At 66.8% G+C, this 22,808-nt stretch carries 23 protein-coding genes; 17 read left to right on the top strand and 6 right to left on the bottom strand.

The window, feature by feature from the left end; translation table 11 throughout:
- Positions 1-5 precede the first annotated feature (5 nt).
- Genes ACWEO2_RS12875 through ACWEO2_RS12860 form a run of 4 tightly spaced genes read left to right on the top strand, consistent with a single transcriptional unit; the run spans position 6 to position 3,874 of the window.
- A complete protein-coding gene (locus tag ACWEO2_RS12875; RefSeq protein ID WP_452405464.1) occupies positions 6-671 on the top strand; it encodes a TetR/AcrR family transcriptional regulator in 666 nt (221 codons plus the stop codon).
- Between the two features lie 10 nt (positions 672-681).
- On the top strand, positions 682-927 hold the full coding sequence (locus ACWEO2_RS12870; RefSeq protein ID WP_452405463.1) for a DUF2630 family protein: 246 nt from the start codon (positions 682-684) through the stop codon (positions 925-927).
- The gene (locus ACWEO2_RS12865; RefSeq protein WP_452405462.1) at positions 924-2,354 is read left to right on the top strand and encodes a dihydrolipoyl dehydrogenase family protein; all 1,431 of its coding nucleotides are present in this window, start codon (positions 924-926) and stop codon (positions 2,352-2,354) included. Before ACWEO2_RS12870 ends, ACWEO2_RS12865 begins: the two co-directional genes overlap by 4 nt.
- A 14-nt stretch (positions 2,355-2,368) precedes the next feature.
- Positions 2,369-3,874 (top strand): carboxylesterase/lipase family protein, encoded by a 1,506-nt coding sequence (locus ACWEO2_RS12860; protein ID WP_452405461.1) that lies wholly within the window; start codon positions 2,369-2,371, stop codon positions 3,872-3,874.
- Positions 3,875-3,878: 4 nt separating this feature from the next.
- Here ACWEO2_RS12860 and ACWEO2_RS12855 read toward each other — a convergent pair whose 3' ends face one another.
- On the bottom strand, positions 3,879-4,748 hold the full coding sequence (locus ACWEO2_RS12855) for an Fpg/Nei family DNA glycosylase (RefSeq protein ID WP_452405460.1): 870 nt from the start codon (positions 4,746-4,748) through the stop codon (positions 3,879-3,881).
- 166 nt (positions 4,749-4,914) lie between these two features.
- Positions 4,915-5,778 (bottom strand): SDR family oxidoreductase, encoded by an 864-nt coding sequence (locus ACWEO2_RS12850; RefSeq protein ID WP_452405459.1) that lies wholly within the window; start codon positions 5,776-5,778, stop codon positions 4,915-4,917.
- Between the two features lie 140 nt (positions 5,779-5,918).
- Here ACWEO2_RS12850 and ACWEO2_RS12845 point away from each other — a divergent pair, with 140 nt between their 5' ends.
- The gene (locus ACWEO2_RS12845) at positions 5,919-6,902 is read left to right on the top strand and encodes an Lrp/AsnC family transcriptional regulator (RefSeq protein WP_452405458.1); all 984 of its coding nucleotides are present in this window, start codon (positions 5,919-5,921) and stop codon (positions 6,900-6,902) included.
- Here ACWEO2_RS12845 and cobF read toward each other — a convergent pair.
- Positions 6,844-7,608 (bottom strand): precorrin-6A synthase (deacetylating), encoded by a 765-nt coding sequence (gene cobF / locus ACWEO2_RS12840; protein WP_452405457.1) that lies wholly within the window; start codon positions 7,606-7,608, stop codon positions 6,844-6,846. The two genes, ACWEO2_RS12845 and cobF, sit on opposite strands and share 59 nt — an antisense overlap.
- A gap of 43 nt (positions 7,609-7,651) precedes the next feature.
- Between cobF and ACWEO2_RS12835 the strand changes: the two genes are divergently transcribed.
- The 7 genes from ACWEO2_RS12835 to ACWEO2_RS12805 all read left to right on the top strand — a co-directional run bounded on the left by ACWEO2_RS12835 (position 7,652) and on the right by ACWEO2_RS12805 (position 13,775).
- A complete protein-coding gene (locus ACWEO2_RS12835; protein WP_452405456.1) occupies positions 7,652-8,458 on the top strand; it encodes a thymidylate synthase in 807 nt (268 codons plus the stop codon).
- Entirely contained in the window at positions 8,455-8,949 is a 495-nt protein-coding gene (locus tag ACWEO2_RS12830; protein ID WP_354957150.1) for a dihydrofolate reductase, read from the top strand. The genes ACWEO2_RS12835 and ACWEO2_RS12830 overlap by 4 nt, the downstream gene beginning before the upstream one ends.
- 189 nt (positions 8,950-9,138) lie before the next feature.
- Entirely contained in the window at positions 9,139-9,465 is a 327-nt protein-coding gene (locus tag ACWEO2_RS12825) for a cupin domain-containing protein (RefSeq protein ID WP_355176414.1), read from the top strand.
- 60 nt (positions 9,466-9,525) lie between these two features.
- Entirely contained in the window at positions 9,526-10,554 is a 1,029-nt protein-coding gene (locus tag ACWEO2_RS12820) for a Dyp-type peroxidase (protein ID WP_452405455.1), read from the top strand.
- Entirely contained in the window at positions 10,551-11,351 is an 801-nt protein-coding gene (locus ACWEO2_RS12815; protein ID WP_452405454.1) for a family 1 encapsulin nanocompartment shell protein, read from the top strand. Before ACWEO2_RS12820 ends, ACWEO2_RS12815 begins: the two co-directional genes overlap by 4 nt.
- Before the next feature lie 80 nt (positions 11,352-11,431).
- The gene (locus ACWEO2_RS12810; RefSeq protein WP_452405453.1) at positions 11,432-11,962 is read left to right on the top strand and encodes a hypothetical protein; all 531 of its coding nucleotides are present in this window, start codon (positions 11,432-11,434) and stop codon (positions 11,960-11,962) included.
- Positions 11,963-12,026: 64 nt separating this feature from the next.
- A complete protein-coding gene (locus ACWEO2_RS12805) occupies positions 12,027-13,775 on the top strand; it encodes a TerD family protein (RefSeq protein ID WP_452405687.1) in 1,749 nt (582 codons plus the stop codon).
- A gap of 224 nt (positions 13,776-13,999) precedes the next feature.
- Here the strand turns inward: ACWEO2_RS12805 and ACWEO2_RS12800 are convergent, their stop codons facing one another.
- Complete coding sequence (locus ACWEO2_RS12800) at positions 14,000-14,671, bottom strand: TetR/AcrR family transcriptional regulator (protein ID WP_452405452.1); 672 nt, start codon at positions 14,669-14,671, stop codon at positions 14,000-14,002.
- A gap of 216 nt (positions 14,672-14,887) precedes the next feature.
- Here ACWEO2_RS12800 and ACWEO2_RS12795 point away from each other — a divergent pair, with 216 nt between their 5' ends.
- The 4 genes from ACWEO2_RS12795 to ACWEO2_RS12780 all read left to right on the top strand — a co-directional run bounded on the left by ACWEO2_RS12795 (position 14,888) and on the right by ACWEO2_RS12780 (position 20,390).
- Positions 14,888-16,423, top strand: a complete 1,536-nt coding sequence (locus ACWEO2_RS12795; protein ID WP_452405451.1) for an amino acid permease — start codon at positions 14,888-14,890, stop codon at positions 16,421-16,423.
- Between the two features lie 315 nt (positions 16,424-16,738).
- A complete protein-coding gene (locus tag ACWEO2_RS12790) occupies positions 16,739-17,488 on the top strand; it encodes a DUF1989 domain-containing protein (protein WP_452405450.1) in 750 nt (249 codons plus the stop codon).
- On the top strand, positions 17,485-18,105 hold the full coding sequence (locus ACWEO2_RS12785; protein WP_452405449.1) for an urea amidolyase associated protein UAAP2: 621 nt from the start codon (positions 17,485-17,487) through the stop codon (positions 18,103-18,105). The genes ACWEO2_RS12790 and ACWEO2_RS12785 overlap by 4 nt, the downstream gene beginning before the upstream one ends.
- Before the next feature lie 353 nt (positions 18,106-18,458).
- Positions 18,459-20,390, top strand: coding sequence for a 5-oxoprolinase/urea amidolyase family protein (locus tag ACWEO2_RS12780; protein WP_452405686.1), 1,932 nt, complete (start codon positions 18,459-18,461; stop codon positions 20,388-20,390).
- Between the two features lie 5 nt (positions 20,391-20,395).
- Here the strand turns inward: ACWEO2_RS12780 and ACWEO2_RS12775 are convergent, their stop codons facing one another.
- A complete protein-coding gene (locus ACWEO2_RS12775; protein WP_452405448.1) occupies positions 20,396-20,548 on the bottom strand; it encodes a hypothetical protein in 153 nt (50 codons plus the stop codon).
- Positions 20,549-20,708: 160 nt separating this feature from the next.
- The gene (locus tag ACWEO2_RS12770) at positions 20,709-21,185 is read right to left on the bottom strand and encodes a MarR family winged helix-turn-helix transcriptional regulator (RefSeq protein ID WP_452405447.1); all 477 of its coding nucleotides are present in this window, start codon (positions 21,183-21,185) and stop codon (positions 20,709-20,711) included.
- 44 nt (positions 21,186-21,229) lie between these two features.
- Here ACWEO2_RS12770 and ACWEO2_RS12765 point away from each other — a divergent pair, with 44 nt between their 5' ends.
- Complete coding sequence (locus ACWEO2_RS12765) at positions 21,230-22,426, top strand: GDSL-type esterase/lipase family protein (RefSeq protein WP_452405446.1); 1,197 nt, start codon at positions 21,230-21,232, stop codon at positions 22,424-22,426.
- Positions 22,427-22,808: the final 382 nt, after the last annotated feature.

Genomic DNA, 22,808 nt, shown 5'->3' with positions numbered 1-22,808 from the left:
GGTGCATGGAGCAGAGCGGTCTGCGCGAGAAGGAAAAGGCCCGACTCCGCCGGGAACTGATCGAGACCGCGCTGCGCCTGTTCGAGCGGCAGGGTTTCGAGCAGACCACCGTGCAGCAGATCGCCGACGCCGTGCAGGTTTCGCGGCGCACCTTCCACCGTCACTTCCCCTCCAAGATGGCAGTGGTGTTCGCGCACGAGGAAGATCTGATGACGCAACTGCTTTCCGCACTCGAGCGTCGACCGGTCACCGAATCCGCGCTCACCGCAATGCGTTCGGCGATCCAGGAGCTGCTGCTCGACGAATCCGAGGCGGCGCTGCGCCGTCATCAGGCCGATACCGCCCGCCGCGCCCGGCACCTGCTGGTCACCAATCCCGAACTGCGCCAAGAGAATTTCACCGGGGCGATGAGCCGCAAACATGCCCTCGCCCAATTCCTCGCCGAGCGTTCCGGACTGCCCGACTCCGATTTACGCCCGCAACTCGTGGCCGCCACTTGTTTCGCCGCCTTCGGCGTCGGCCTCGACAACTGGATGCTCGGCACCGACCATTCGATCGCGGCGCTGTACGAAATCCTGGACGGCATCGTGGCCGCGCTGCAGCAAGGTATCGATGTGCCGGCGGCCGGGGCCGGATCGCACGAAACCTTCGGATCGCCAGCGTGGTCGTAGCATGGTCCCCATGACCGAACAGGACATCCTGGAGCGCATCAAGAAGTTGGTCGACCGCGAGCACGACTTGCGGTCGCGGGCAACGGCCGGTGCCGTCGATCCGGTGACCGAGCGGCAGCAGCTCGCCGAACTCGAAGTCATGCTCGATCAGGCCTGGGATCTGCTGCGGCAGCGCAGGGCGCGGATCGAGGCGGGCGGCGCACCGGAAGACGCGCAGGAGAATCCGGCCCGTCAGGTCGAGGGTTATCTGCAGTGACCTCGGACGCCGCTGCCGAGTACGACGTCATCGTGATCGGCGGTGGGCCCGCAGGCGAGAACGCCGCCGCCTACGCCATCGCGGGTACCGAGCGCACCGCCGCGATCGTGGAGCGGGAATTGGTCGGCGGTGAATGCTCGTACTGGGCCTGTATGCCGAGCAAGGCGCTGCTGCGACCGGCGCATGTGCTGTCCGGTGCGAAGGCCATGGCCGGAATCGCCGCGAGCGGACTCGATGTCGACGCGGTGCTGAAACGCCGTGACGCCTTCACGCATAAGCACGATGACAGCTCACAGGTCGACTGGGCCGCGAACAGCGGTATCGATGTGGTGCGCGGAACCGGACGGCTCGCGGGCGAGCGACTGGTCGAGGTCGGCGGACGACTGCTGCGCGCCCGGCACGCGGTGGTGCTGGCCACCGGGACCAAGGCCGCGGTGCCCGATATCCCCGGACTGCGTGACGCGCTGCCGTGGATTTCCCGGGATGCCACCAATCTGCACGAGGTCCCGCGCCGGGTGGTGATCGTCGGCGGCGGTGTGGTCGCCTGTGAGGCGGCCACCTGGTTGGCCGCACTCGGCGCGAGCGAGATCACCATGCTGGTGCGCGGTAACGCGCTGCTGGGCAATGCCGAACCGTTCGCACGCGAACGGGTGGCCGCGGCGCTGTCCGATGCCGGTGTGCGGATCCGATTCGGCACCCAACCCACGCGCGTGGAACGCGCCGAGGCGAAGGACACCGGCGAGGGGTGGATCCACGGCGGGGCCGTCACCGTTCGGATCGGCGAGACCGAGATCGAGGCCGATGAGATCCTGGTCGCCGCCGGGCGCGGGCCGGCGACGGCGGAACTCGGCTTGGCCGCGGTCGGACTCGCCGACGGCTACGTCGAGGTGGACGACCGGCTGACGGTCCGCGGCATCGACGGCGAGTGGCTGTACGCGGTCGGCGATGTGAATCATCGTGCCGCGCTGACCCATATGGGCAAATACCAGGCCAGGGTGTGCGGTGATGTCATCGCGGCACGGGCCGAGGGGCGCGCGCTGTCGGATGTGCGCTACGCCGCGACCGCCGATCACGGGCAGGTGCCGCAGGTGGTGTTCACCGCGCCGGAGGTCGCCTCGGTCGGGCTGACCGAGGCCGCGGCACGCAAAGCGGGCTACGCGGTCGAAACCGTGGAGATCGATATCGCGGTCGCCGGATCGTCCTTGGCTCGTGATGACTACTCGGGGCGCGCGAAGATCGTCATCGATACCGCGACCGATGCGCTGCTCGGCGCCACCTTCGTCGGTCCGGAGGTCGGTGAGCTGCTGCACGCGGCGACCGTCGCCGTTGTCGGCAAGGTGCCGCTGGCCACGCTGTGGCACGCGGTGCCCGCCTACCCGACGGTGAGTGAGCTCTGGTTGCGCCTGTTGGAGGCCCGCCGGTCGTAGTTACCATCGGAAAGATGTCCGATATCACGACCGCCGACGGAGTTGTCCGCGGTTACCGCGGCCGCCGCGTACTGCGCTGGCGCTCACTGCCCTACGCCGCCGCACCGGTCGGTGACCTGCGATTTCGAGCGCCGCAGCCGGTGCGGCCGTGGACCGGTGTGCGCGAGGCGACCACCTTCGGATTCGCCGCGATGCAGCACCGCTCCGGTGCGCGGATCGGACCGCGCCGGTACCAGCCGACCAGTGAAGACGCCCTGACACTGAATGTCGTCGCGCCGATCGAACCGTCCGCGACGCCGCGGCCGGTCATGGTGTTCATTCACGGCGGCGGCTATCTGATCGGCACCTCGGCGCTCGGCCTGTACTCCGGTGCCCGGCTCGCGGTGCGCGGCGATGTGATCGTGGTGTCGCTGAACTACCGGCTCGGTGCGTTCGGATATGTCGATTTCGGTGAGTTCGGCACGCCCGAGCGGCCTTTCGAGGCCAATCTCGGGCTGCGCGATCAGGTCGCGGCGCTCGAGTGGGTGCAGCGCAATATCGCCGCATTCGGCGGTGATCCGAACAATGTCACCATCTTCGGCGAATCGGCGGGCGCGCATTCGGTGCTATCGCTGCTGGCCACGCCCGCGGCCAAGGGGCTGTTCCAGCGCGGCATCGCGCAGAGCCCACCGGCCGATTGGGGTATGTCCGGCGAGGATGCGCGCGCCTTCGCCCGCCGGTGCGTCGAAGCGCTCGGCGCCACCCCCGATACCGCGGCCGAGGCGCTGATCACGGCCGGTGCCAACGATATTCGCCGCGCGGTCGACACGATGAGCGGGAAAGTGTTGCGGGAGCGCCCCGGGCTGTACCCGGTCGCGCCGGTCGTCGACGGCGAATATCTGACACAGTCGCCGATCGATGCCATCACCAGCGGTGCCGCACACCAGGTTCCGCTGATCATCGGCACCAATCGCGATGAGGGCACACTATTCGCGAAATTCGCCGACGAACTGCCGACCACTCCGTCCCGCATGCACGCCCTGCTGACCCGCGCGGGCGGTGCGGAACTCGAATCCCGGGTGATCGCGGCCTATCCCGGCTATCCCAATGCGAAGGTCGCCGTTCGCGCCGGTGGCGACTATGTCTTCTGGCGCCCCTCGGTCACCGTCGCGGCGGGCCACAGTCGCTACGCCCCCACCTATACCTACCGCTATGACTTCGCACCGCGCGCATTGCGGCTCGCCGGTATCGGCGCGACCCACGCAACGGACCTGATCCCGGTCTTCGGCGCCGCCGACTCCCCGTTCGGCCGCGCCATTACCGCGGCGGGCGGGCGGCGTGGACTGGTATCGGTCACCCATCAGTTCCAGGACAACTGGCTCGCCTTCGCCCGCACCGACCGACCGCTGCCATCCTGGCCCGCCTATACCGAAGACCGACGCACCACCTTGATCATCGACGACATCACCCGCCTGGAGAACGATCCGGATCGGGCCAAACGCATTGCCTGGCAGGGAATCCGGGTGCCGACGCTGATCTGACGCGCTACTTGAGCAGACGCGACATGCGGCGGTCCGCCAATACCTTCCCGCCGGTCTGGCAGGTCGGGCAGTACTGGAACGAGCGCTCGGCGTAGGAGACCTCGCGAACGGTATCGCCGCAGACCGGGCACGGCAGGCCGGTGCGGGCGTGTACCCGCATACCGGAACGCTTTTCCCCCTTGAGGCGTGCGGCGTCCTGGCCGACCGACCGCCCGACCGCATCGGTGAGCACCGAACGCATGGCCTCGTACAGGGTCGAGATCGTCTCCGCCGACATGGTTTTGGTGTTGGCGAACGGGGAGATCTTCGCCGTGTGCAGAATTTCATCGGAGTAGGCATTGCCGATGCCCGCGATCAGCGACTGGTCCACGATGGCGGTCTTGATGCGTTGCGATGCGCCGTGCAGGATTTCGCCGAACTGGTCCTCGGTCACCGCGAGCGCGTCCGGGCCCAGGCGCGCGATACCGGGCACCATTTTCGGATCGTCGACGATGTACACCGCCAGACGCTTCTTGGTGCCCGCCTCGGTCAGGTCGAATGCGGGCGTCAGGCCTTCGGGGGTGAAGAAGTGCACCCGCAGCGCGAGCGGACTCTTGCCGCCCGGTTTGGGTGGTATCTGGCTCGGCTCATCGATCCACCGCAGCCACCCGCCGCGCGACAGATGCGTGATCAACCACAGCCCGTCGCACTCCATCCCGAGGAATTTGCCCCACCGGCCCGCACTTGTCACATCGCGCCCGGACAGCGCATTCACCGGCGGATCGAAGGTCTTGACCGCACTCAATGCCGCCACATCGACCCGCCCGACCACGGCGCCGACCGCGTGCTCCCGCAGGAACTGCGCCAACGCCTCCACTTCCGGTAGCTCGGGCACGAGTGCCAGGCTACCCGGCCCCACCGACATCCGCGCAGTTCACGCATGTGGGGGGATCAAGATCAGGTGGAACTGGTGGCGGGACTTTCTCGGGCGATGCCGCCATAGATTCCACCTGATCTTGGTCGCTTGGGCGGCGGGCGGCTACGCCGCGCATGGGAGGACGCTATGGCGCGTCCGCTCGGGCGAAATGGTGACTGTGGTGTTCGGCCCACTCGCGGAACGGACGGGGTGGGGTTCCGGTGATCCGCTCGACGGTGGGATGGACGACCGAGGTGAACGCCTCCAAGGCGGTGGCGCGCAGGGCCATGATCGCGTCGGCCATTGCATCCGGCACGCCGTGGTCGATGATCGCCTGCCGGGCGGCGGCGGGCTCGACCTCGACATAGCGCAGGGGGCGGCCGAGTACGTCGGCGAGGATGGCGGTCTGCTCGCCGGGTGACAGTGGTTCCGGGCCGCTCAGTGTGTAGATCTCGCCCTCGTGGCCGCCGGTGGTGAGTGCCTTCGCGGCGACCGCGGCGATATCGTGCGGGTCGACCACGGCGATGCGGCCCTGGCCGAACGGTGCGTAGACCGCGCCCTGGTCGCGAATGGAATCGGCCCAGTGCAGGGCATTGGCCATGAATCCCAAGGGGCGCACCATGGTCCACGCGACTCCGCTGTCACGGACCGCCTGTTCACCGGCGCGGTGCCAGGTGGGGATCGGATCGGTCGCGGCGTCGTCGCCGGTGCGACCGGATGACAGCTTGACCAGGTGACCGACCCCGGCGCGGGCCGCCGCGCGCGCGAGATTCGCGTCGTGGGTGGGGATTTCGGGTCCGCTGGACAGCAGGAAGACGCGATCGACACCGCGCATCGCATCGGCGAGGCCATCCGGATCGCCCAGATCCGCGCGCACCACCTCGATACCGTCGGGCAGTCCGGCGGTATCGGGCCGCCGTGTGGTCGCCCGCACCGGCACACCCAGCGCGAGCAACCGGCCGACCAACTCGCGGCCCACGGTCCCGGTCGCTCCGGTCACCAGAATCATCAACTTCTCCTTCGTCGATCGGCCGGGCCCGACGAGCCCGTGACACGGTCCACCTTCGGCAGAAGTGCCGAAACAAGCCATCGACCGATAAGGATCAGTGGATACTTTCCATATTCCACGCGGATATGAAAGATGTTTCCATGCTCGATGATGTCGACCGCGGCCTGATCCACGCCCTGCACATCGACGGACGCGCGCCGTTCAACAAGATCGCGGCAGCCCTGCACGTCTCGACGCAAACCGTCACCCGCCGCTACCAACGCCTGCGCGCCACCGCCGGACTCCGCGTGGTCGGCCTCGCCGATCCGGGCCACGCCGGGCACACCCAGTGGCTCGTCCGCCTGACCACGACCACGGCCACCGGCCAGCACCTCGCACATGCCCTGGCCCGGCGCCCGGATACCTCCTGGGTCAAAATCACCTCGGGCGGCACGGAAATCCTACTGGTGGTGCACATTCCGCGCGATGCCGCCGCGTCCCGCTCACTCCTGCTACAGGACCTCCCCCGCGCCGCTGGCATCACCGCCATCTCGGCCCACTACGTCCTGCACACCTACCTCGGCGGCCCGACCGCATGGCGCGGTCACACCGCCGCATTGGCCGAACACCAGCGAAATCAACTGCGGCCGAACCGATCCGATCCCGCACCCGGCCGCGCCCTCGCCGACACCGACGCCGCACTGCTGGCGGCCCTGCAACAAGACGGTCGAGCCACCCTGGCCCGGCTCGCCGCCGCGACCGGTTGGTCTCGAGCCACCGTCACCCGGCGACTCGCGGAGCTACAAGCGACCCAGGCGATCTTCTTCGATGTCGAATTCGATGACGCCCACTTCGGCGCCACCACCCAGGCGCTTTTGTGGATGTCGGTGGCACCGGCGCACCTCGACCGGGTGGCGACCGCGCTGGCCGACCATGACGAACTGGCTTTCGTCGCCGCCACCACCGGCCCGACAAACCTTGTCGCACAAGCGATGTGCCCCGATCCCGAGGCACTGCACCACTACCTCGTCCACCGCCTCGGCGCGCTCGAAGCGATCCACGCCTTGGAGACCACACCCGTCCTCGTCACGGTGAAGGCCGCTGGCCGTCTCCCGCACCCGGACGCAGCGCGTAGACGTCCATGATCCACCCCTTGTCGGCACGCAAACGCGTCCGGCGTTCGACGATTTCCTTTTCGACCTCGCGCAGCGGCCCCTCGATCAGCGTCTCGTCGGGCATGCCGAGATACGCACCCCACCAGATGTGCACATCGTCGCCGGGAACCTCGGTGAACGAACAGTCACCGTCCAGCATCACCACTGTCGAACCGCTGAGCCCGTCCTCGCGCAGGCGGCGCCCGGTCGTGATGTGCACCGGTTCGCCGATGCGATGCAACACCATCCGATGCCGAGCGGCCAGCGCTTGCACGCTGGTGACGCCGGGAATCACCTCGTAGTCGAAGCGCTGCGCACCGCGATTCAGTACCCGTTCGATCATGCGCAGGGAGCTGTCGTACAGCGAGGGATCACCCCAGACGAGAATCCCGCCGACACCGTCGACCCGGGCGAAGGCATCCTCGAGCAAGGCCGAGCGGCGATCGTGCCAATCCTCGACGACACCCTGGTAATCGGCGGGCGCGCGGTCGCGCGGCGGATCGGCGATCTCCACGATGCGGTAGGGATGATCGAGGTGTTCGGCGAGGATCGCCGTGCGCACATCGACCAGTTCCCGCTTCTCGGCCCCCTTTCCGATGACGAAGAACACCTCGACCTGTCGCATGGCCTTGATCGCCTGCACCGTCACCTGGTCCGGATCACCCGCACCGATGCCGATCACGTAAAGCTTGCGCATGGCCCGAGCTTGCCAGGTGCGGGGGTGAGTAAGCTCGCCAGGCGTGGCCAACAATGCTGATACCCAGTACGAGGATCTGCTCCGACTGGTCCTCGAATCCGGCACCGCGAAGGCGGATCGCACGGGCACCGGCACCCGCAGTGTCTTCGGCCATCAACTGCGCTATGACCTCGCCAAGGGCTTCCCGCTGATCACCACCAAAAAGGTGCATCTGAAGTCGATCGTCTACGAGCTGCTGTGGTTTCTGCGTGGCGATTCCAATGTGGCCTGGTTGCACGAGCACGGCGTCTCCATCTGGGATGAATGGGCCGACCGCAATGGTGAACTCGGCCCGGTCTACGGCGTGCAATGGCGGTCCTGGCCCACGCCGAACGGCACCCATATCGACCAGATCGCCGAGGTGCTGCACACCCTGCGCACCAATCCGGATTCCCGGCGCATCATCGTCTCGGCCTGGAATGTCGCCGAACTCGACAAGATGGCGCTGGCACCGTGCCACGCGTTCTTCCAGTTCTATGTGGCCGACGGCAAGTTGTCCTGCCAGCTGTACCAGCGCAGCGCGGACCTATTCCTGGGCGTGCCGTTCAATATCGCCAGCTACGCGCTGCTCACCCATATGGTGGCGCAGCAGACCGAGCTCGAGCCCGGTGATTTCATCTGGACCGGCGGCGACTGCCATATCTACGACAACCACGTCGCGCAGGTCACCGAGCAGCTGACCCGGGAGCCGTATCCGTTCCCGACGCTGAACCTGCGGCCCGCGCCGACACTGTTCGATTACGCCTATGAGGACGTGGAAGTGGTCGGCTACCAGCATCACCCGGCGATCAAGGCGCCGGTAGCGGTGTGACGGATCGCGTCATCGGCCTGATCTGGGCGCAGACCCCGGATGGAGTGATCGGCTTCGAGAACACCATTCCGTGGCGCGTGCCCGAGGATATGGCGAACTTCAAGGCCGTCACCTTGGGTCATCCGGTCATTATGGGGCGGCGTACCTGGGATTCCCTGCCGCCACGATTCCGTCCGCTCGACGGCCGCCGCAATATTGTGGTGACCCGCCAGCCCGACTGGTCGGCGGCGGGCGCCGAACGCGCCGCCGCCCTTCCCGACGCATTGGCCAGCTGCGCACCGGATGACGTCTGGATCATCGGCGGTGGCGAAATCTACCGGGCCGCCATGGATTTCGCGACGGACCTGCTGGTCACCGAGGTGGACACGCACGTCGAGGGCGATGCCTACGCACCGGCCATCGGCCCCGAATGGCACGCCGACGACACCGCCCCGTGGTGCGAGTCGAAGTCCGGCCTGCGGTTCCGGATCCGTCGCTACACCCGCACCTGAGCCGAGCAGCTGGCAAAGCGCCGGCATCGCCGCTTCGGCACCGTCCGACCGCCGAATGGCCGCAAATACGCCGCAAACCTGCCTGGCGGTCAAACCGGACACACGTCACCCGCCGGTCGGGCATACTCCTGGATATCAGCCCGTGTCACCAGCCCTGATCCGGCTGATTGCTTCTGCGAAAGGCGGTCCATGGACAAGAAATCGCTGACTGCGGTCGCACGCCAACAGCTCAAGTTGGCCGCTACCGCCACGAGCGGGCGCAGTTCGCAAACCATCTACGGCGGTCATGCCAATGCGCTGCGGCAGACCGTGGTCGGTCTCTCGGCGGGGCAGAGTCTGGCCGAACACGATAATGCGGGTGAGGCCACGCTGCTGGTGCTCAGCGGCACCCTGACCTTGATCAGCGGCACCAATGAGTGGAAGGGTTCGGCCGGAGACCTGCTGGTCGTGCCGAAGGCGCGGCACAGCGTCAAGGCCGTCGACGATGTCGCATTCCTGCTGACAGTCGCCAAGTAGTAGCCGACAGGCCAGCACCGCCTGGCCGGTATGTCGGTGCGTGGCTCTAGTCTGGAGCCCATGGGTGCGCCGCAGTCGATCTTGGAACCGCTCACACCGGCCGCGATCTTCCTCGTCGCCACGATCGATGAGGGCGGCGAAGCGGCGGTGCGAGACCTGCTCGCCGATCTCCCCGGATTGCGTCGATCGATCGGTTTTCGGGTGCCCGGCGCCGGACTGACCTGCATCGCATCGATCGGCTCGGCCGCATGGGATCGTCTGTTCGGCGGGCCGCGGCCCGCCGAATTGCATGAACTCCCCGAATTCGTCGGCGCGGTGCACAGCGCCCCGACCACCCCGGGCGATCTGCTCTTTCACATCAAGGCCGAAACCCAGGACGCCTGTTTCGAATTGGCGATGACGATCGGAGACCGGCTCGACGGCGCGATCACCATCGTCGACCAGACCGTCGGGTTCCGCTATTTCGAGCAGCGCGATCTGCTCGGCTTCGTGGACGGCACCGAGAATCCGGAGGGTTCGGCGGCGGTCAGCGCGGCCGTCGTCGGCGACGAGGATCCGGACTTCGCGGGCGGCAGTTACGTCATCGTGCAGAAGTACCTGCACACCATGGCGCAGTGGCGGGCACTGTCGGTCGAGGAGCAGGAGCGGGTGATCGGGCGCACCAAGCTCGACGATTTCGAACTCTCCGATGCGGATAAGCCCGCGAATTCTCATGTCGCGGTGAACACCATCACCGATGCCGATGGCACCGAGCGGCAGATCGTGCGCGCCAATATGCCCTTCGGCAGCGTCAAGGACGGCGAATTCGGCACCTACTACATCGCCTACTCGGCCACGCCGAGCGTCACCGAAACCATGCTGTCGCGGATGTTCGTCGGCACGGAGGCGGCGGCCTACGACCGGATCCTCGACTTCTCGATAGCGGTGACCGGCACATTGTTCTTCGCGCCCCCCGCGGACTTCTTCGACGACCTCCCCGCAGCGCCCGGGGCCAGCGCGGAAATGCGCGCGGAATCTTTGCCGCCCAACGGCGTTGGCACTATCGGTTCGCTAGGTATCGGCACCTTGAAAAGGAGCAGTCAGTCATGAACAACCTCCATCGGGATCTCGCGCCGATCACCTCCGAGGCATGGCAGGCGATCGAACAGGAGGCGACGCGCACCTTCAAACGTCATATCGCCGGTCGCCGGGTCGTGGACCTGTCCGGACCGCACGGCACCGACTACTCCGCGGTCGGACTCGGCCGCACCACCGCGATCACCGCACCCGATGAGGGTGTGCAGGCTCGCCAGCGCGTGGTCGCGCCGCTGGTCGAACTGCGGGTGCCGTTCACGCTCTCGCGCGAGGAACTCGACGATGTCGAGCGCGGCGCCAAGGACACCGATCTGGACGCGGTGAAGGAGGCGGCACGCCGGATCGCCTTCGCCGAGGACCGGGCCATCTTCGAGGGCTATCAGGCGGCGAATATCACCGGTATCCGGGCGAGTTCGTCCAATGCCCCGATCAAACTGCCCAGCGATCCGCGGCTGGCGCCGGAGGCCGTCGCCCAGGCGCTGAGCGCGCTGCGGTTGGCGGGCGTCGATGGCCCGTACTCGGTGCTGTTGAGCGCGGACCTGTACACGGCGGTCAGTGAGACCTCCGATCACGGCCATCCGATTCGCACCCATATCGAACGCCTCATTCCGGAGGGCGAGATCATCTGGGCACCGGCCATCGACGGCGCCTTCGTGTTGACCACCCGCGGCGGCGACTTCGATCTGCAGCTGGGCCAGGACCTGTCGATCGGCTACCTCGCCCATGACGGGCAATCGGTACAGCTCTACTTCCAGGAGAGCATGCAGTTCCTGGTCTACACCGGGGAAGCCGCGGTGGCGCTGCAGGCCTGAGTACGCCGACCCGCCCGCATCGGGAAGCCACCGGTCATCCGTACCGGCTAGGTTGAGTGCGGGTAAAGCAGGAGGTCGAGATGACGATGGTGCGTGCGGGCGTGGTACCGACCCGGCGGGCAATGCTATACGGGATGCTCGGGATCGCGGCCACCGTGCTGGTCTGCAGTACGATCGTCGCCGGTTTCGGGCTGAACCGGGTCTTCACCGGATTGCTGGCCGGTGCGGTGGCCGGCATCGCGCTGCTGATCGCTTTGTTCGGTAGGGACGTCGTCGTGCTCACCGAGGGGGCGATCTACCGGCGCACCCCGTGGCAGGAATCCAGTATCGACTGGGAGCGGGTGGTGGCCGGGCGGTTCACCCTCGACGAGCGGGCCCGCTGGTCGCTGGCGCTGGATCTGACCGGCGGCGACGAGCGCCATGGCGAACTCGTACTGCTGTCCATCCCGCCGGTGCGGCGGCCCGTCGCCGGCGCGTACGACATGCGCAAGCGCGAGCAGGTCACCGAGATTCGGGCGATGTTGCGGCACAAGCGCGTGCCGGTGATGGTGCTCCCGGAAATCGCCGGTGCGCTGCAACAACATTGGCAGATCGCACCGCCGACGCACTGACCGAAGGCGGTCGCGCACACCGAGACAGGGCGCGCCGGGGTCGTATACCTTGGCAGATGTGTCGATGATGAAGGGCGCCAATGTCGTGGTGCCGATGTCTTCAGTCCGCGTCGAGCTGGGGTGGCAGTCAGGTCAAGGGGTTCCGGATGCGGATGCCTCGGCCCTACTGCTCGTTTCCGGGAGGGTGCGCTCGGACAACGACTTCGTCTTCTACAACCAGCCGAATCATCCGTCCGGCGCGGTACGGCACGAAGGTAAGCGGCAGGGGCCAACCGTAACCGACACGCTGGCGGTGAATCTGGCGCAGGTCGAACCGCAGATCGACACGATCGTGATCGCGGCCTCCGCGGATGGCGGCACCTTCGGGCAGTTCCATGGTCTGTATGTGCGGGTGTTCGATGCGGTGAGCGGTGCGGAGGCGGCGCGGTTCGACAGTCCGGGTGCCGGTTCCGAGACCGCATTCGTGCTCGGGGAGTTGTATCGGCGGCAGGGTGCGTGGAAGTTCCGGGCGGTCGGGCAGGGGTATGCGACCGGGTTGGCTGGGCTCGCTACCGATTTCGGGATTTCGGTTGATGACGCGGGGACCGGGCAGCAGTCGAGTGCGCCGTCGTATGCCCCGCCGCAGCAGCCGAGCACGCCACCACCGGCACCGCAGCACACGCCGACACCGCAACAGCCAGACACGCCACCGCCCGGGCCGCAACAGCAGTACGTGCCACCGCCAGCACCGCAACAGCCAGACACGCCACCGCCCGGGCCGCAACAGCCATACGTGCCACCGCCAGCACCGCAACAGCCATACGCGCCACCGCCCGGGCCGCAACAGCCATACGTGCCACCGCCGGCGCCGCAACAGCAGTACATGCCGCCGCCAGCACCGCAACAGCCGTATACGCCACCGCCAACACCGCAACAGCCGTATACGCCACCAGCTACTCCGCATACCGCACCCGCGCAGCAGCAGTACGCGGCACCGCCGCCCTATCCGCCCGCGGCTCCGCCCGGATTCCCGCCGAATCCGATATCCCAGCCGTACCCGGCGAGCCCGACACCACAGCCTTATCCGCCGACGCCGCAGCCATACGCACCCAACCCGGCGTCGCAGCCATATGCGCCGCCTACGACGCCCGACCAATTCACCCCGCCGCCTGCGGGTTCCGCTTCGACGGACGCGCCGGTCAATCTCGGCAAGGTGTCGCTGACGAAGGAATCGCCGACGGTTTCGCTGACCAAACACGGCGCGACCACGGGCACCATGCGGGTCAACCTGAATTGGACCATCGCGCACACCGGCGGCGGTCTGTTCGGCCGCAAGCGCGCCAGCAGCCTCGATCTCGATCTCTGCTGCTTTTTCGAATTGGCCGACGGCAGAATCGGATCGGTCCGCGCACTCGACCGTTCCTTCGGCGCACTGGATCGCCCGCCGTTCATCCGGCTCGACCAGGACGACCGGACCGGCGGCAGCGCGACCGGTGAGAACCTGGACATCAATCTCGACTACACCGCGCAGTTCCGCCGGATTCTGGTCTTCGCCTCGATCTATGAGGGCGCGAACAACTTCCAGGGCGTGCAGTCGACCGCCACACTGTACCCGCGCAATTCGCCGCCGATCGAGATGATCATCAGCGGCTGCAACGACGATTCCCGCGATGTGATCCTCGCGCATATCGAGAATGTCAATGGTGAATTGATCGTTCGCCGCGACGGCACCTTCATCCGGCCGCCCAAGGGTCGTCCCGGCGGCGGCGTCCGCGAGATCGCCCGAATCTACAACTGGGGCTTCGAGTTCAAGGCAACCCGAGGCAAAGACTAGTGCGCGTCCAGATAGCCCCGGCCGTATCCAGCCCTGGGTCCTGGTCTGTCGACCGTAGTCGCATGGTGGTCACCAAGGCGTATTCGACGGCCGTATGACTACTCTCGGCGAGCAGTCGGAGTGGGGCAGCGCAGTATCTGTCTGGACGGGGCACTGGAGTTACCGGCCGCGATGAGCTGAGTGGGTGGGCGGGCGTGGACGGCAAGTCCTGGCCCGCGGGAGGTTCAGGCCGCCAAGTGCTGGAGGAGTTCGTGCGCGTCGGCGCGGAGTCGGTCCAGATCGCCGGACCAGCCGAGCATTCGCATGACCGCGTCGGGAATGGCGCGCTCCGCCTGCTCGGGCGCGCTGCCGGCGTCCGAGCGGATATTGATCACCGTCTCGACGAGCCGGAACGGCAGGTCCTCGGCCCCGGGCACACCCGCTTCGGCACTGACCGCCGTCGCCAAAGTCTCGTAGTGCCCGCGTAATTCGTCACGGCGCAGCCGGAAGGCCGCGAAGCGTTCGGTGCGCAACTCCGGTAGCAGATACAGCGCACCGAGGTTCCAGTGCGCCGCACATAGCTGGCGCACGTCGAACCAGGCGAGCGCGTACAGCCGGGTGTGCGCGGGTTCGCCCACCTCGCGCAGGCGTTCGGCGAGTTCCAGTGGACCCGCGATGGTTTCGGCGAGCAGTGCGTCGAGGATGTCGTCCTTGGCGGCGAAGTGGTGGTAAAGCGAGGCCTGCCGGATCCCGACCGCATCCGCGACCGCGCGGGTGGAGGTATTGGCATAGCCATTGGTGGTGAAGAGCTCTCCGGCGGCGTCGAGGATCTCGTCGCGCGGTGTCCGACCGCGACGGGGCCGCTGGTCGAGACGGGGACGGCCGGGACCGAGATTGGGCACGACCCATTCTGGCATCGCGTCCAGTACGGCCATTCGCCGCCATAGCGTTCAGACCGGTCTGGTCGTTCCAAGCCGATCGCCGAGGTGTGAGGTTTCTGTCATTCGATAGAAATCCGCGCAACGCAGAAGTTACCGGCGTTCGCGGAAGCGATACACGGGGGACACCGAAAGCGCGATCGCGAACGCAAAACTGTCATTCGATAGGTATTGGCCGCTCGTGAAGGAACCCCCATGGCCACCACAGTCGATTCAGTCGCCCCCGTCCTCCCATCCCCCGATATCAGCCGGGACAATGCCGACCTCGCAGGCTTCGGCTATCAACCGGTACTGCACCGCAAACTCGGCCGCTACGCCTCGTTCGCGGCCGGATTCTCCTTCGTCTCCATCCTCACCACCATCTTCCAGTTCTTCGGCTTCGGCTATTCGTTCGGTGGTGCGGCTTTCTTCTGGACCTGGCCGATCGTATTCGCCGGACAGTTCCTCGTCGCACTGAACTTCGCCGAACTGGCCGCGCGCTATCCGATCTCGGGCTGTATCTACCAGTGGTCGCGGCGGCTCGGCGGGGAGGTCGTCGGCTGGTTCGCCGGGTGGATGATGATCATCGCGCAGATCGTCACGGCCGCGGCGGCGGCGATCGCACTACAGGTGGTGCTGCCCTCGATCTGGAGCGGATTCCAGATCGTCGGCGACGATTCCGCGCTCACCTCGACCTCCGGCGCGACCAATGCGGTGCTGCTCGGCAGCATCCTGCTGGTGATCACCACGCTGATCAATGTGATCGGCATCGACCTGATGGCCCGGATCAATTCGATCGGGGTCACCGTGGAGATCGTCGGCGTACTGGCGATCATCGCGCTGTTCTTCACCCACACCGAACGCGGGGCGGGTGTGGTGCTGCAAACCGATCAGGCCGCGCCGGGGCCGTATTGGGCGGCCTTTCTCGTCTCGGGTCTGATGGCCGCCTATGTGATGGTCGGATTCGATTCCGCCGGTGAACTTTCCGAGGAGACCAAGAATCCGCGCCGGGTCGCCCCGCGCACCATCCTGACCGCGCTCTCGGTTTCCGCGCTCGGCGGCGGACTGCTGCTGCTCGGGGCACTGATGGCCGCGCCGAGCCTGGACGACGGTGCGCTGTCCACCCAGGGGCTGGCCTATGTGCTGACCTCGAAGCTCGACAGCACCCCCGGCAAGGTCCTGCTCGGCTGCGTCGCGGTGGCGATCACGGTGTGCACCTTGGCAATTCAGACGGCCGGCTCGCGCCTGATGTTCTCGATGGCGCGCGATGGCAAGTTGCCGTTCGCCCGTCACCTGGCCGCAGTGCACCCACGTTTCGGTACTCCGGTGCTGCCCTCGGTGATCATCGGTGTGCTCGGCATCGGCCTGCTCGTGCTCAATCTCGGCAATGCCGCCATCTTCGCCACCCTGGCCAGCGTGTGCATCGTGACGCTCTATCTGGCGTATCTGCTGGTCACGGTGCCGCTGCTGGTGCGGCGGATCCGGGGCTGGGACAGCGACTCCGCACTGTTCAGCCTGGGCCGCTTCGGCATTCCGATCAATGCACTCGCCGTGGTCTGGGGCATCGCGATGGCGGTGAACCTGGCCTGGCCGCGCGCCGAGGTATACACGCCCAATGGCGGCGGCTGGTGGATGCTCTGGGCCGCACCACTTTTCGTGCTGGTGGTGATCGCCGTCGGTGTTGTCGTGCACCGCGTTGTCAATGCCGGGCCGAAGACCGAGAGCCTCGAGCCAGCAGCTCAACCTGCCTGACCGATCGGTGCGCGGTGGTGGGCCGAATACCCGCCGCCGCGCACCATCCCGACCGAGTAACGCACCTCGCGCACCGCGCCCGACCGCGTGAAATACCTCCCGCACCACGACCAACCACGCCACACACCTCCCGCACCACGACCAACCGCTCGAGTAACCCGCGGGCCACGCCAGACCCATGGCGACCACCGAATACACACTCCGCCACCGACAACCGACCTACGCCAGCCCCATTCGCCCACTACTCCGTGCGAGCACAGCCGCTCCACCGAGCGACGGTCGGTCGCCCGATGTACCGCACTGAAAGGATCAACGATGACCAGCACAGCCTCGACCACTGGAGCGCGGGCACATGCCCGGGCGCAAGCGGCCGTCGCGGAGATCGCGGGGCCGGAACTGCCCGATGACGTCGGGGCGGCGAAGATCACCTTCGCACAGCGGATTCCGGCCGGTGGGTACGCGAATATCGTGCTCGGTCGCGGGACCAGGATTCGGCTGGGTGATGTCGGCGGTGCCGCATGCGCGCACCTACTGCTGCTGCGCGCGGAAGCGCCGTGGGAGCGGCTCAATGTCGCCGACACCGTGAAGGTTCCGTGGCAGGCGTATCTCGGCACCGGACATCCGCTGCTCTCGGATCAGGGCCGAGTGCTGGCCACCATCGTCGCCGATACCTCCGGCCACCACGACACGCTGTGTGGACCGACGCCGCAGGCGCGCGGGCTGCTGCGGCTGGCGGGCGCCAAACAGGGCCTCGAGCCGCGCGATATCGCGCCGACCGTGTCGTTCTTCCGCGGTGTACGCGTCGAATCCGATGGCGCGCTGACCGCAACCGGCAGTGCCGCGCCCGGCGCATCGGTCGACCTGCTCATCCACCTGCCGGTGGTCCTGCTCATCGCGAACACCGCGCATCCGCTCGATGACCGACCCGCGACCGATCTCGACATTCTCGGCTGGTCCGCGCCGGAAGAGCTTGCCGAACACCATAATTCCGACCCGGAGTATCTGCGGGCGGTCGAGAACACCGAACAGGCCTGGACGGCCGCGACTCTGGAGGTAGAGGCATGACCTCGGCACCGACCCGCATCCTCGTGCTCGACGAGAACGTGCCAGCACGCGCGCCGTGGTCGACCGTGGTCCGCGCGGGTGATCGGCTCGAAATCATCGACCTGCACGGCAATCAGGCCGTCGACTGTCTGCTGTACTCGGCCGCCGACCATACCGACCGCTACAGCGCGCAGGCCACCATCGCCGCGCAGCGCAATATCTTCCTCGGCACCGGCAGTGTGCTGCGCACCGATGCGGGCACCGCACTGATGACCGTCGTCGCCGACGAGGTCGGCAATCACGACACCATCGCGGGCGCCTGCTCCCAGGAGTCGAATACGCTGCGCTACGGCCACCACACCCGCCATCAGCACGCCTGCGTGGAGAACTTCCTCGCCGAGGCGCTGAAATGGGGCCTCGGCAAACGGGATCTGGTCTCGAATATCAACTGGTTCATGAACGTTCCGGTGGAGGCCGACGGCACCCTCGGCATCGTGGACGGCTTGTCCGCTCCCGGAAAGAAGGTCACCCTCCGCGCGGAGATCGACACCCTGGTGCTGGTGTCGAACTGCCCGCAGATCAACAACCCCTGCAACGGCTTCGATCCCACGCCCGTGCGCATGGTGGTGACCCGATGACGGTGACCAACTTGTCGGCGAACGGTGCGACAAATCCGATTGGGTCGGGGCTGCCGACCGACAAGCGCTTTCATTCGATCAGCGGGACGGACACCCGCGGACAGTTCAGGGCGAACATTGGTGTCGACATGGCGGAGGCGTCAGAAATCACGCCTGCCGCTTCAGAATCCTCCGCACATGAACAGGGCCGAGAGGCGAACGGTGCCGATCCGGTCGGCGGGATCTCAACCGTCGCGATGGCCGATCGGACAACCCCGATAACGGCTGCTGCGACCAGATCGGATCACCCGAACGGCCGCGGCCTCGAAGTAACCGGCGATGCCATATCGCGAATTGAAGTGCTGCGGCCCGGAATGCTGACCACCGTGCAGGATTGGCCGGGACGGATCGGCTACTGGCATATCGGAGTGCCCCCGTCGGGGCCTATGGACGACCTGTCGTTTCGGCTCGGCAATCGAGTGCTCGGCAATGCCGAGGGCGCGGCGGGGCTGGAATGCACCCTCGGTGGCCCCGCGCTGAAAATCTCCGCACCGACCTGGGTGTGCGTTACCGGCGCGCCGACCGATGTCACCGTGAACGGGACCGCCGTGCGGCAGTGGCGGACCGTGCTGGTTCCGGCAGGCGGGGTGCTCGATATCGGCGCGGTGCGCGGTCCCGGCATGCGCTGCTACGTTTTGCTCGCGGGCGGCCTCGAGCTTCCCGAATATCTCGGCAGCACGGCCACTTTCACGCTCGGCAAATTCGGCGGCAGTAAGGGCGATGCCGTGCGAGCGGGTGACATGCTGGAGCTCGGCCCGCACGTCGGCCGGATCGCGAAGGCGGTGCCGATGGAGGAGCAGCCGGTGCTGTCGCGACGCTGGGAACTGGCGGTTACCGAGGGGCCGCACGGCGCACCGGAGTTCTTCACCCGCAAGGACTTCGACACCATTGTCGGCACCGACTACGAAGTGCACTTCAACTCCGATCGCACCGGTGTGCGACTGATCGGCCCGAAACCGGAGTGGGCCAGGACCGACGGCGGCGAGGCGGGCCTACATCCATCGAATATCCATGACACCCCGTATTCGGTTGGGGCACTGGACTTCACCGGCGATACCCCGATCCTGCTCGGCCCGGACGGCCCCAGCCTCGGCGGTTTCGTCTGCCCGGTGACCGTCGTCGCCGCCGACCGGTGGAAGCTCGGCCAACTGTGCCCCGGCGATACCGTGCGCTTCGTTCCGATCCGTGCCGAGCACGCCGCCTCGATACGGGAACTCGGTCCGGCGCGGCGCGCGGCCTGGCCCGCCGTACTGTCCCCCGGTGGCGACGGCGATGACGGTGTATTGCGCCGCGCCGATGTCGATGACGAGATCGGCGTGACCTACCGCCGCCAGGGCGACGACGGTGTGCTCGTCGAATACGGCACCATGACACTGGATCTCGGCCTGCGCGCCCGGGTGCACGCCCTGCACCAACACCTGCTCGCGCTCGGCCTATGCGGGGTAGCCGAACTGACGCCCGGCGTGCGATCCCTGCAGATCCGAGTGGATCCGGCGATCCTGCCGGTGCCAGCACTGCTGGACCTGCTGGCCGAGGCCGAGGCGCACATCCCTGCCGCCGATCGACTCGTGGTGCCGAGTCGCACCGTTTACCTGCCGCTGTCCTGGGACGATCCGTCGACGCGCGAGGCCATCACCCGCTACATGCACGGCGTACGCGCCGATGCCCCCTGGTGCCCGTGGAATATCGAATTCATCCGGCGGATGAACGGATCGGCCTCGGTGCGGGAGGTGTACGACACCGTTTTCGGCGCCGAATATCTGGTGCTCGGCCTCGGCGACGTCTACCTCGGCGCGCCGGTCGCGACGCCGACCGATCCGCGCCACCGTCTGGTCACCACGAAATACAATCCGGCCCGCACCTGGACTCCCGAGAACGCCGTCGGCATCGGCGGGGCCTACCTGTGCATCTACGGTATGGAGGGTCCGGGCGGCTACCAGTTCGTCGGACGCACCACCCAGGTATGGAACCACCACGCCGACAGGGACGAATCCCCTTGGTTACTCCGCTATTTCGACCGGATTCGCTGGTACCCCGTCGAAGCCGACGAACTGCTGGACCTGCGCGCCGATTTCGCGGCGGGCAAGGTCGAGGTGCGGGCCGAGGACGGGGAGTTCGCCCTCGCCGAATACCGGAAGTTCCTGTCCGACAATGCCGAATCCATCGATGAGTTCCGCGCACGGCAAGCCGACGCGTTCGCCGCTGAACGCGATTCCTGGCGGCAGGCAGGCGAACTCAACGCCTGACCTCACTACCAGCCGAAAAGCTCGGCTATATCGATGGACTCGTCATCCCAGACTTCCTCGATACGGCGGCGCTCGGCCTCCGGCAGCTCCGGTGACCAGCCACAGCGCCGCCAGAAGTCCTCTCGCTGTTCCGGAGTAATCCTTCTCGGCTCGCTCATGGCGCTCACCCCTGCGTTGCCGCGGTCCTGCTGCCATTGATTGTGGGCCTGTTCCGGCTGCGATATGCCGCTCGGCGAGGTCCGACAGGAAGACCGGGTCGGCGCTGCCGGGACGCATGACAAGAGCCGAATCCTTTGCCGGGGAAGGCATTTCGGTGATCTAGTCGGATCCACGTGTGGTCGCCTGCGGACTCACCTGGTCGCGAATGATGCGCAGCCCGGCGACGAAGGCATCGAGTTGGTCCGGGCTCAGCAGACCGGTGAACCAGCGCTCGATGACCTCGAGATATTCGGGCAGTAGGCGCGCCAATTGGGTCGCGCCGGCCGCGGTGAGTACGGCATGGGAGCTGCGGCGGTCCGCGGAATCCAGTTCGCGGCACACGAATCCATTGCGTTGCAGCCGGTCGACGAGCCGGGTGACACCGCTGGTCGACAGATTCGTCTGGGCGGCGAGATCGGTCATCCGCAGCCGCCGCCCCGGTGAGCGGCTCAATCGCATCAGTGCATTGACATCGAGGCCGGACAGACCGTGTTTCTTCCAGGTCGGTTCCAATTTGCCGGCCAGTCCGTCGTAGGCCTCGTAGAGCAGGCCCATGGTGGTGAGTCGGGGGTCATCGAAGAGGTCTGTCGTGTCCACGACTCCGAGCGTAGCCGAGGATAGTTGCGATGGGGATAGTTGACATGAGGAATATCTCTGGTCTAAGTTGTTGTCAGCGCAATATTCCTCACGGCAACAAAATGGAGATTCAGATGGCTGACACGCTGCGTTGGGTCGCGGGATTCCGTTCCACCCTGGTCAACCCCGCCGAGCGAATCCGTTTCGCGGAACCGCGCGACTTCGCCGATCACACGGTTCGTCAGGTGCTGCACCTGGTCGGCGGCGGTGAGCAGCTGCGGGTGCGACTGACCAACCGCTACGGTTCGGCGCCGGTCACCATCGGTGCGGCGCGCATCGCGGTGCGCAAGTCGGGCGAGGAGATCGTGGCCGAGACCGATACCGAACTGCGCTTCGACGGCCAGGCGGGCACGATCATTCCCGCTGGTGCCGACATCATCAGCGACCCGATCGATTTCACCGTCGCGGCGGGCACCGATCTCGCGCTGAGCCTGTACCTGCCCGAGGCGACCGAGCTAGCCCCCTTCTCACAGCTGCCGATGGAACCCAGCTACGTGACGACCGGCGACCAGACCTCCGCACTCACGCTGCCGGACGCCGAACAGACCACCTCACGCTTCTACGTGACCGGCGTCGATGTGCTGACCGCGAGCACCGATCCGATCGTCGTCGCATTCGGCGACTCCTGGTTCGAAGGCGTTGGCTCGACCTCGGGTGCGAACCGCCGCTCGGTCGACATCCTCAACGAACGTCTCATCTCCGGCTGGGTGGTCAATCAGGGGATCGGCGGAAACCGCCTGCTGACCGACCAGGTCGGCGAGCACGGCCTCGCCCGCTTCGATCGCGACGTCCTCGCCGTCCCCGGGGTGACGCACGTGGTGCTGCACTTCGGCGTCAACGACCTCATCCTCGACAACCACACCTCCCCCGCGAACGACCTGATCGCAGCGTTCACCGCCCTCGCCGAACGCGCGCGTGCCGCCGGACTGAAGGTCTACGCGAACACCATCGGCCCCTTCGCCGGCGTGATCTACCCCGACCTCAATGTCGACGAGGGACGTCCCGTCCGCCACACCGTCAACGAATGGCTGCGCACCACAGACATTTTCGACGCCGTCTTCGACGTAGCAGCCGCCGTAGAAGACCCCCAAAACCCCGACTACATCCGCCCCGACCTGGATTCCGGCGACGGCCTACACCTCAACGACGCAGGCGCACTGATCATGGGCAAAACCATGACACTCCCTGGTCTCACCCGCTGAACCACCACCCCCTGGTACCGGCACGAAACCCCGTGCCGGTACCCCGTCCAGCCAGCTTGGACACTTCGCCGAGCGCAGTCATACGGCGGTCGAAACGGCCTGCGCAACCTCCCTTCGACTACGTTCAACAGACCCCAGCCCCAGGGCCGATACAGCAAGAGCTATCCGGACGCAGGGCTGGGGTTTCCGCGCCCAAGCAGGCAGTCACCCGCACAGCAACACCATTGCCCCAAGTCGAACCACCCCCACCCCTCACAACACCCCAACAGACGGCGAGAATGCGCTGGTGCAGGGCGTTCTCGACGTTTGCCTGCGTGAGTGCATGGTGATCGCCTGTCCAGGACGACCCCCGGGGGGCGTGCTGGGGTGGGACGGCACACGG

This window comes from Nocardia sp. NPDC004278, from assembly GCF_053602975.1.
The sequence above is the reverse complement of the archived record's forward strand: the minus strand, read 5'-3'. Positions and strand labels throughout refer to the sequence as shown.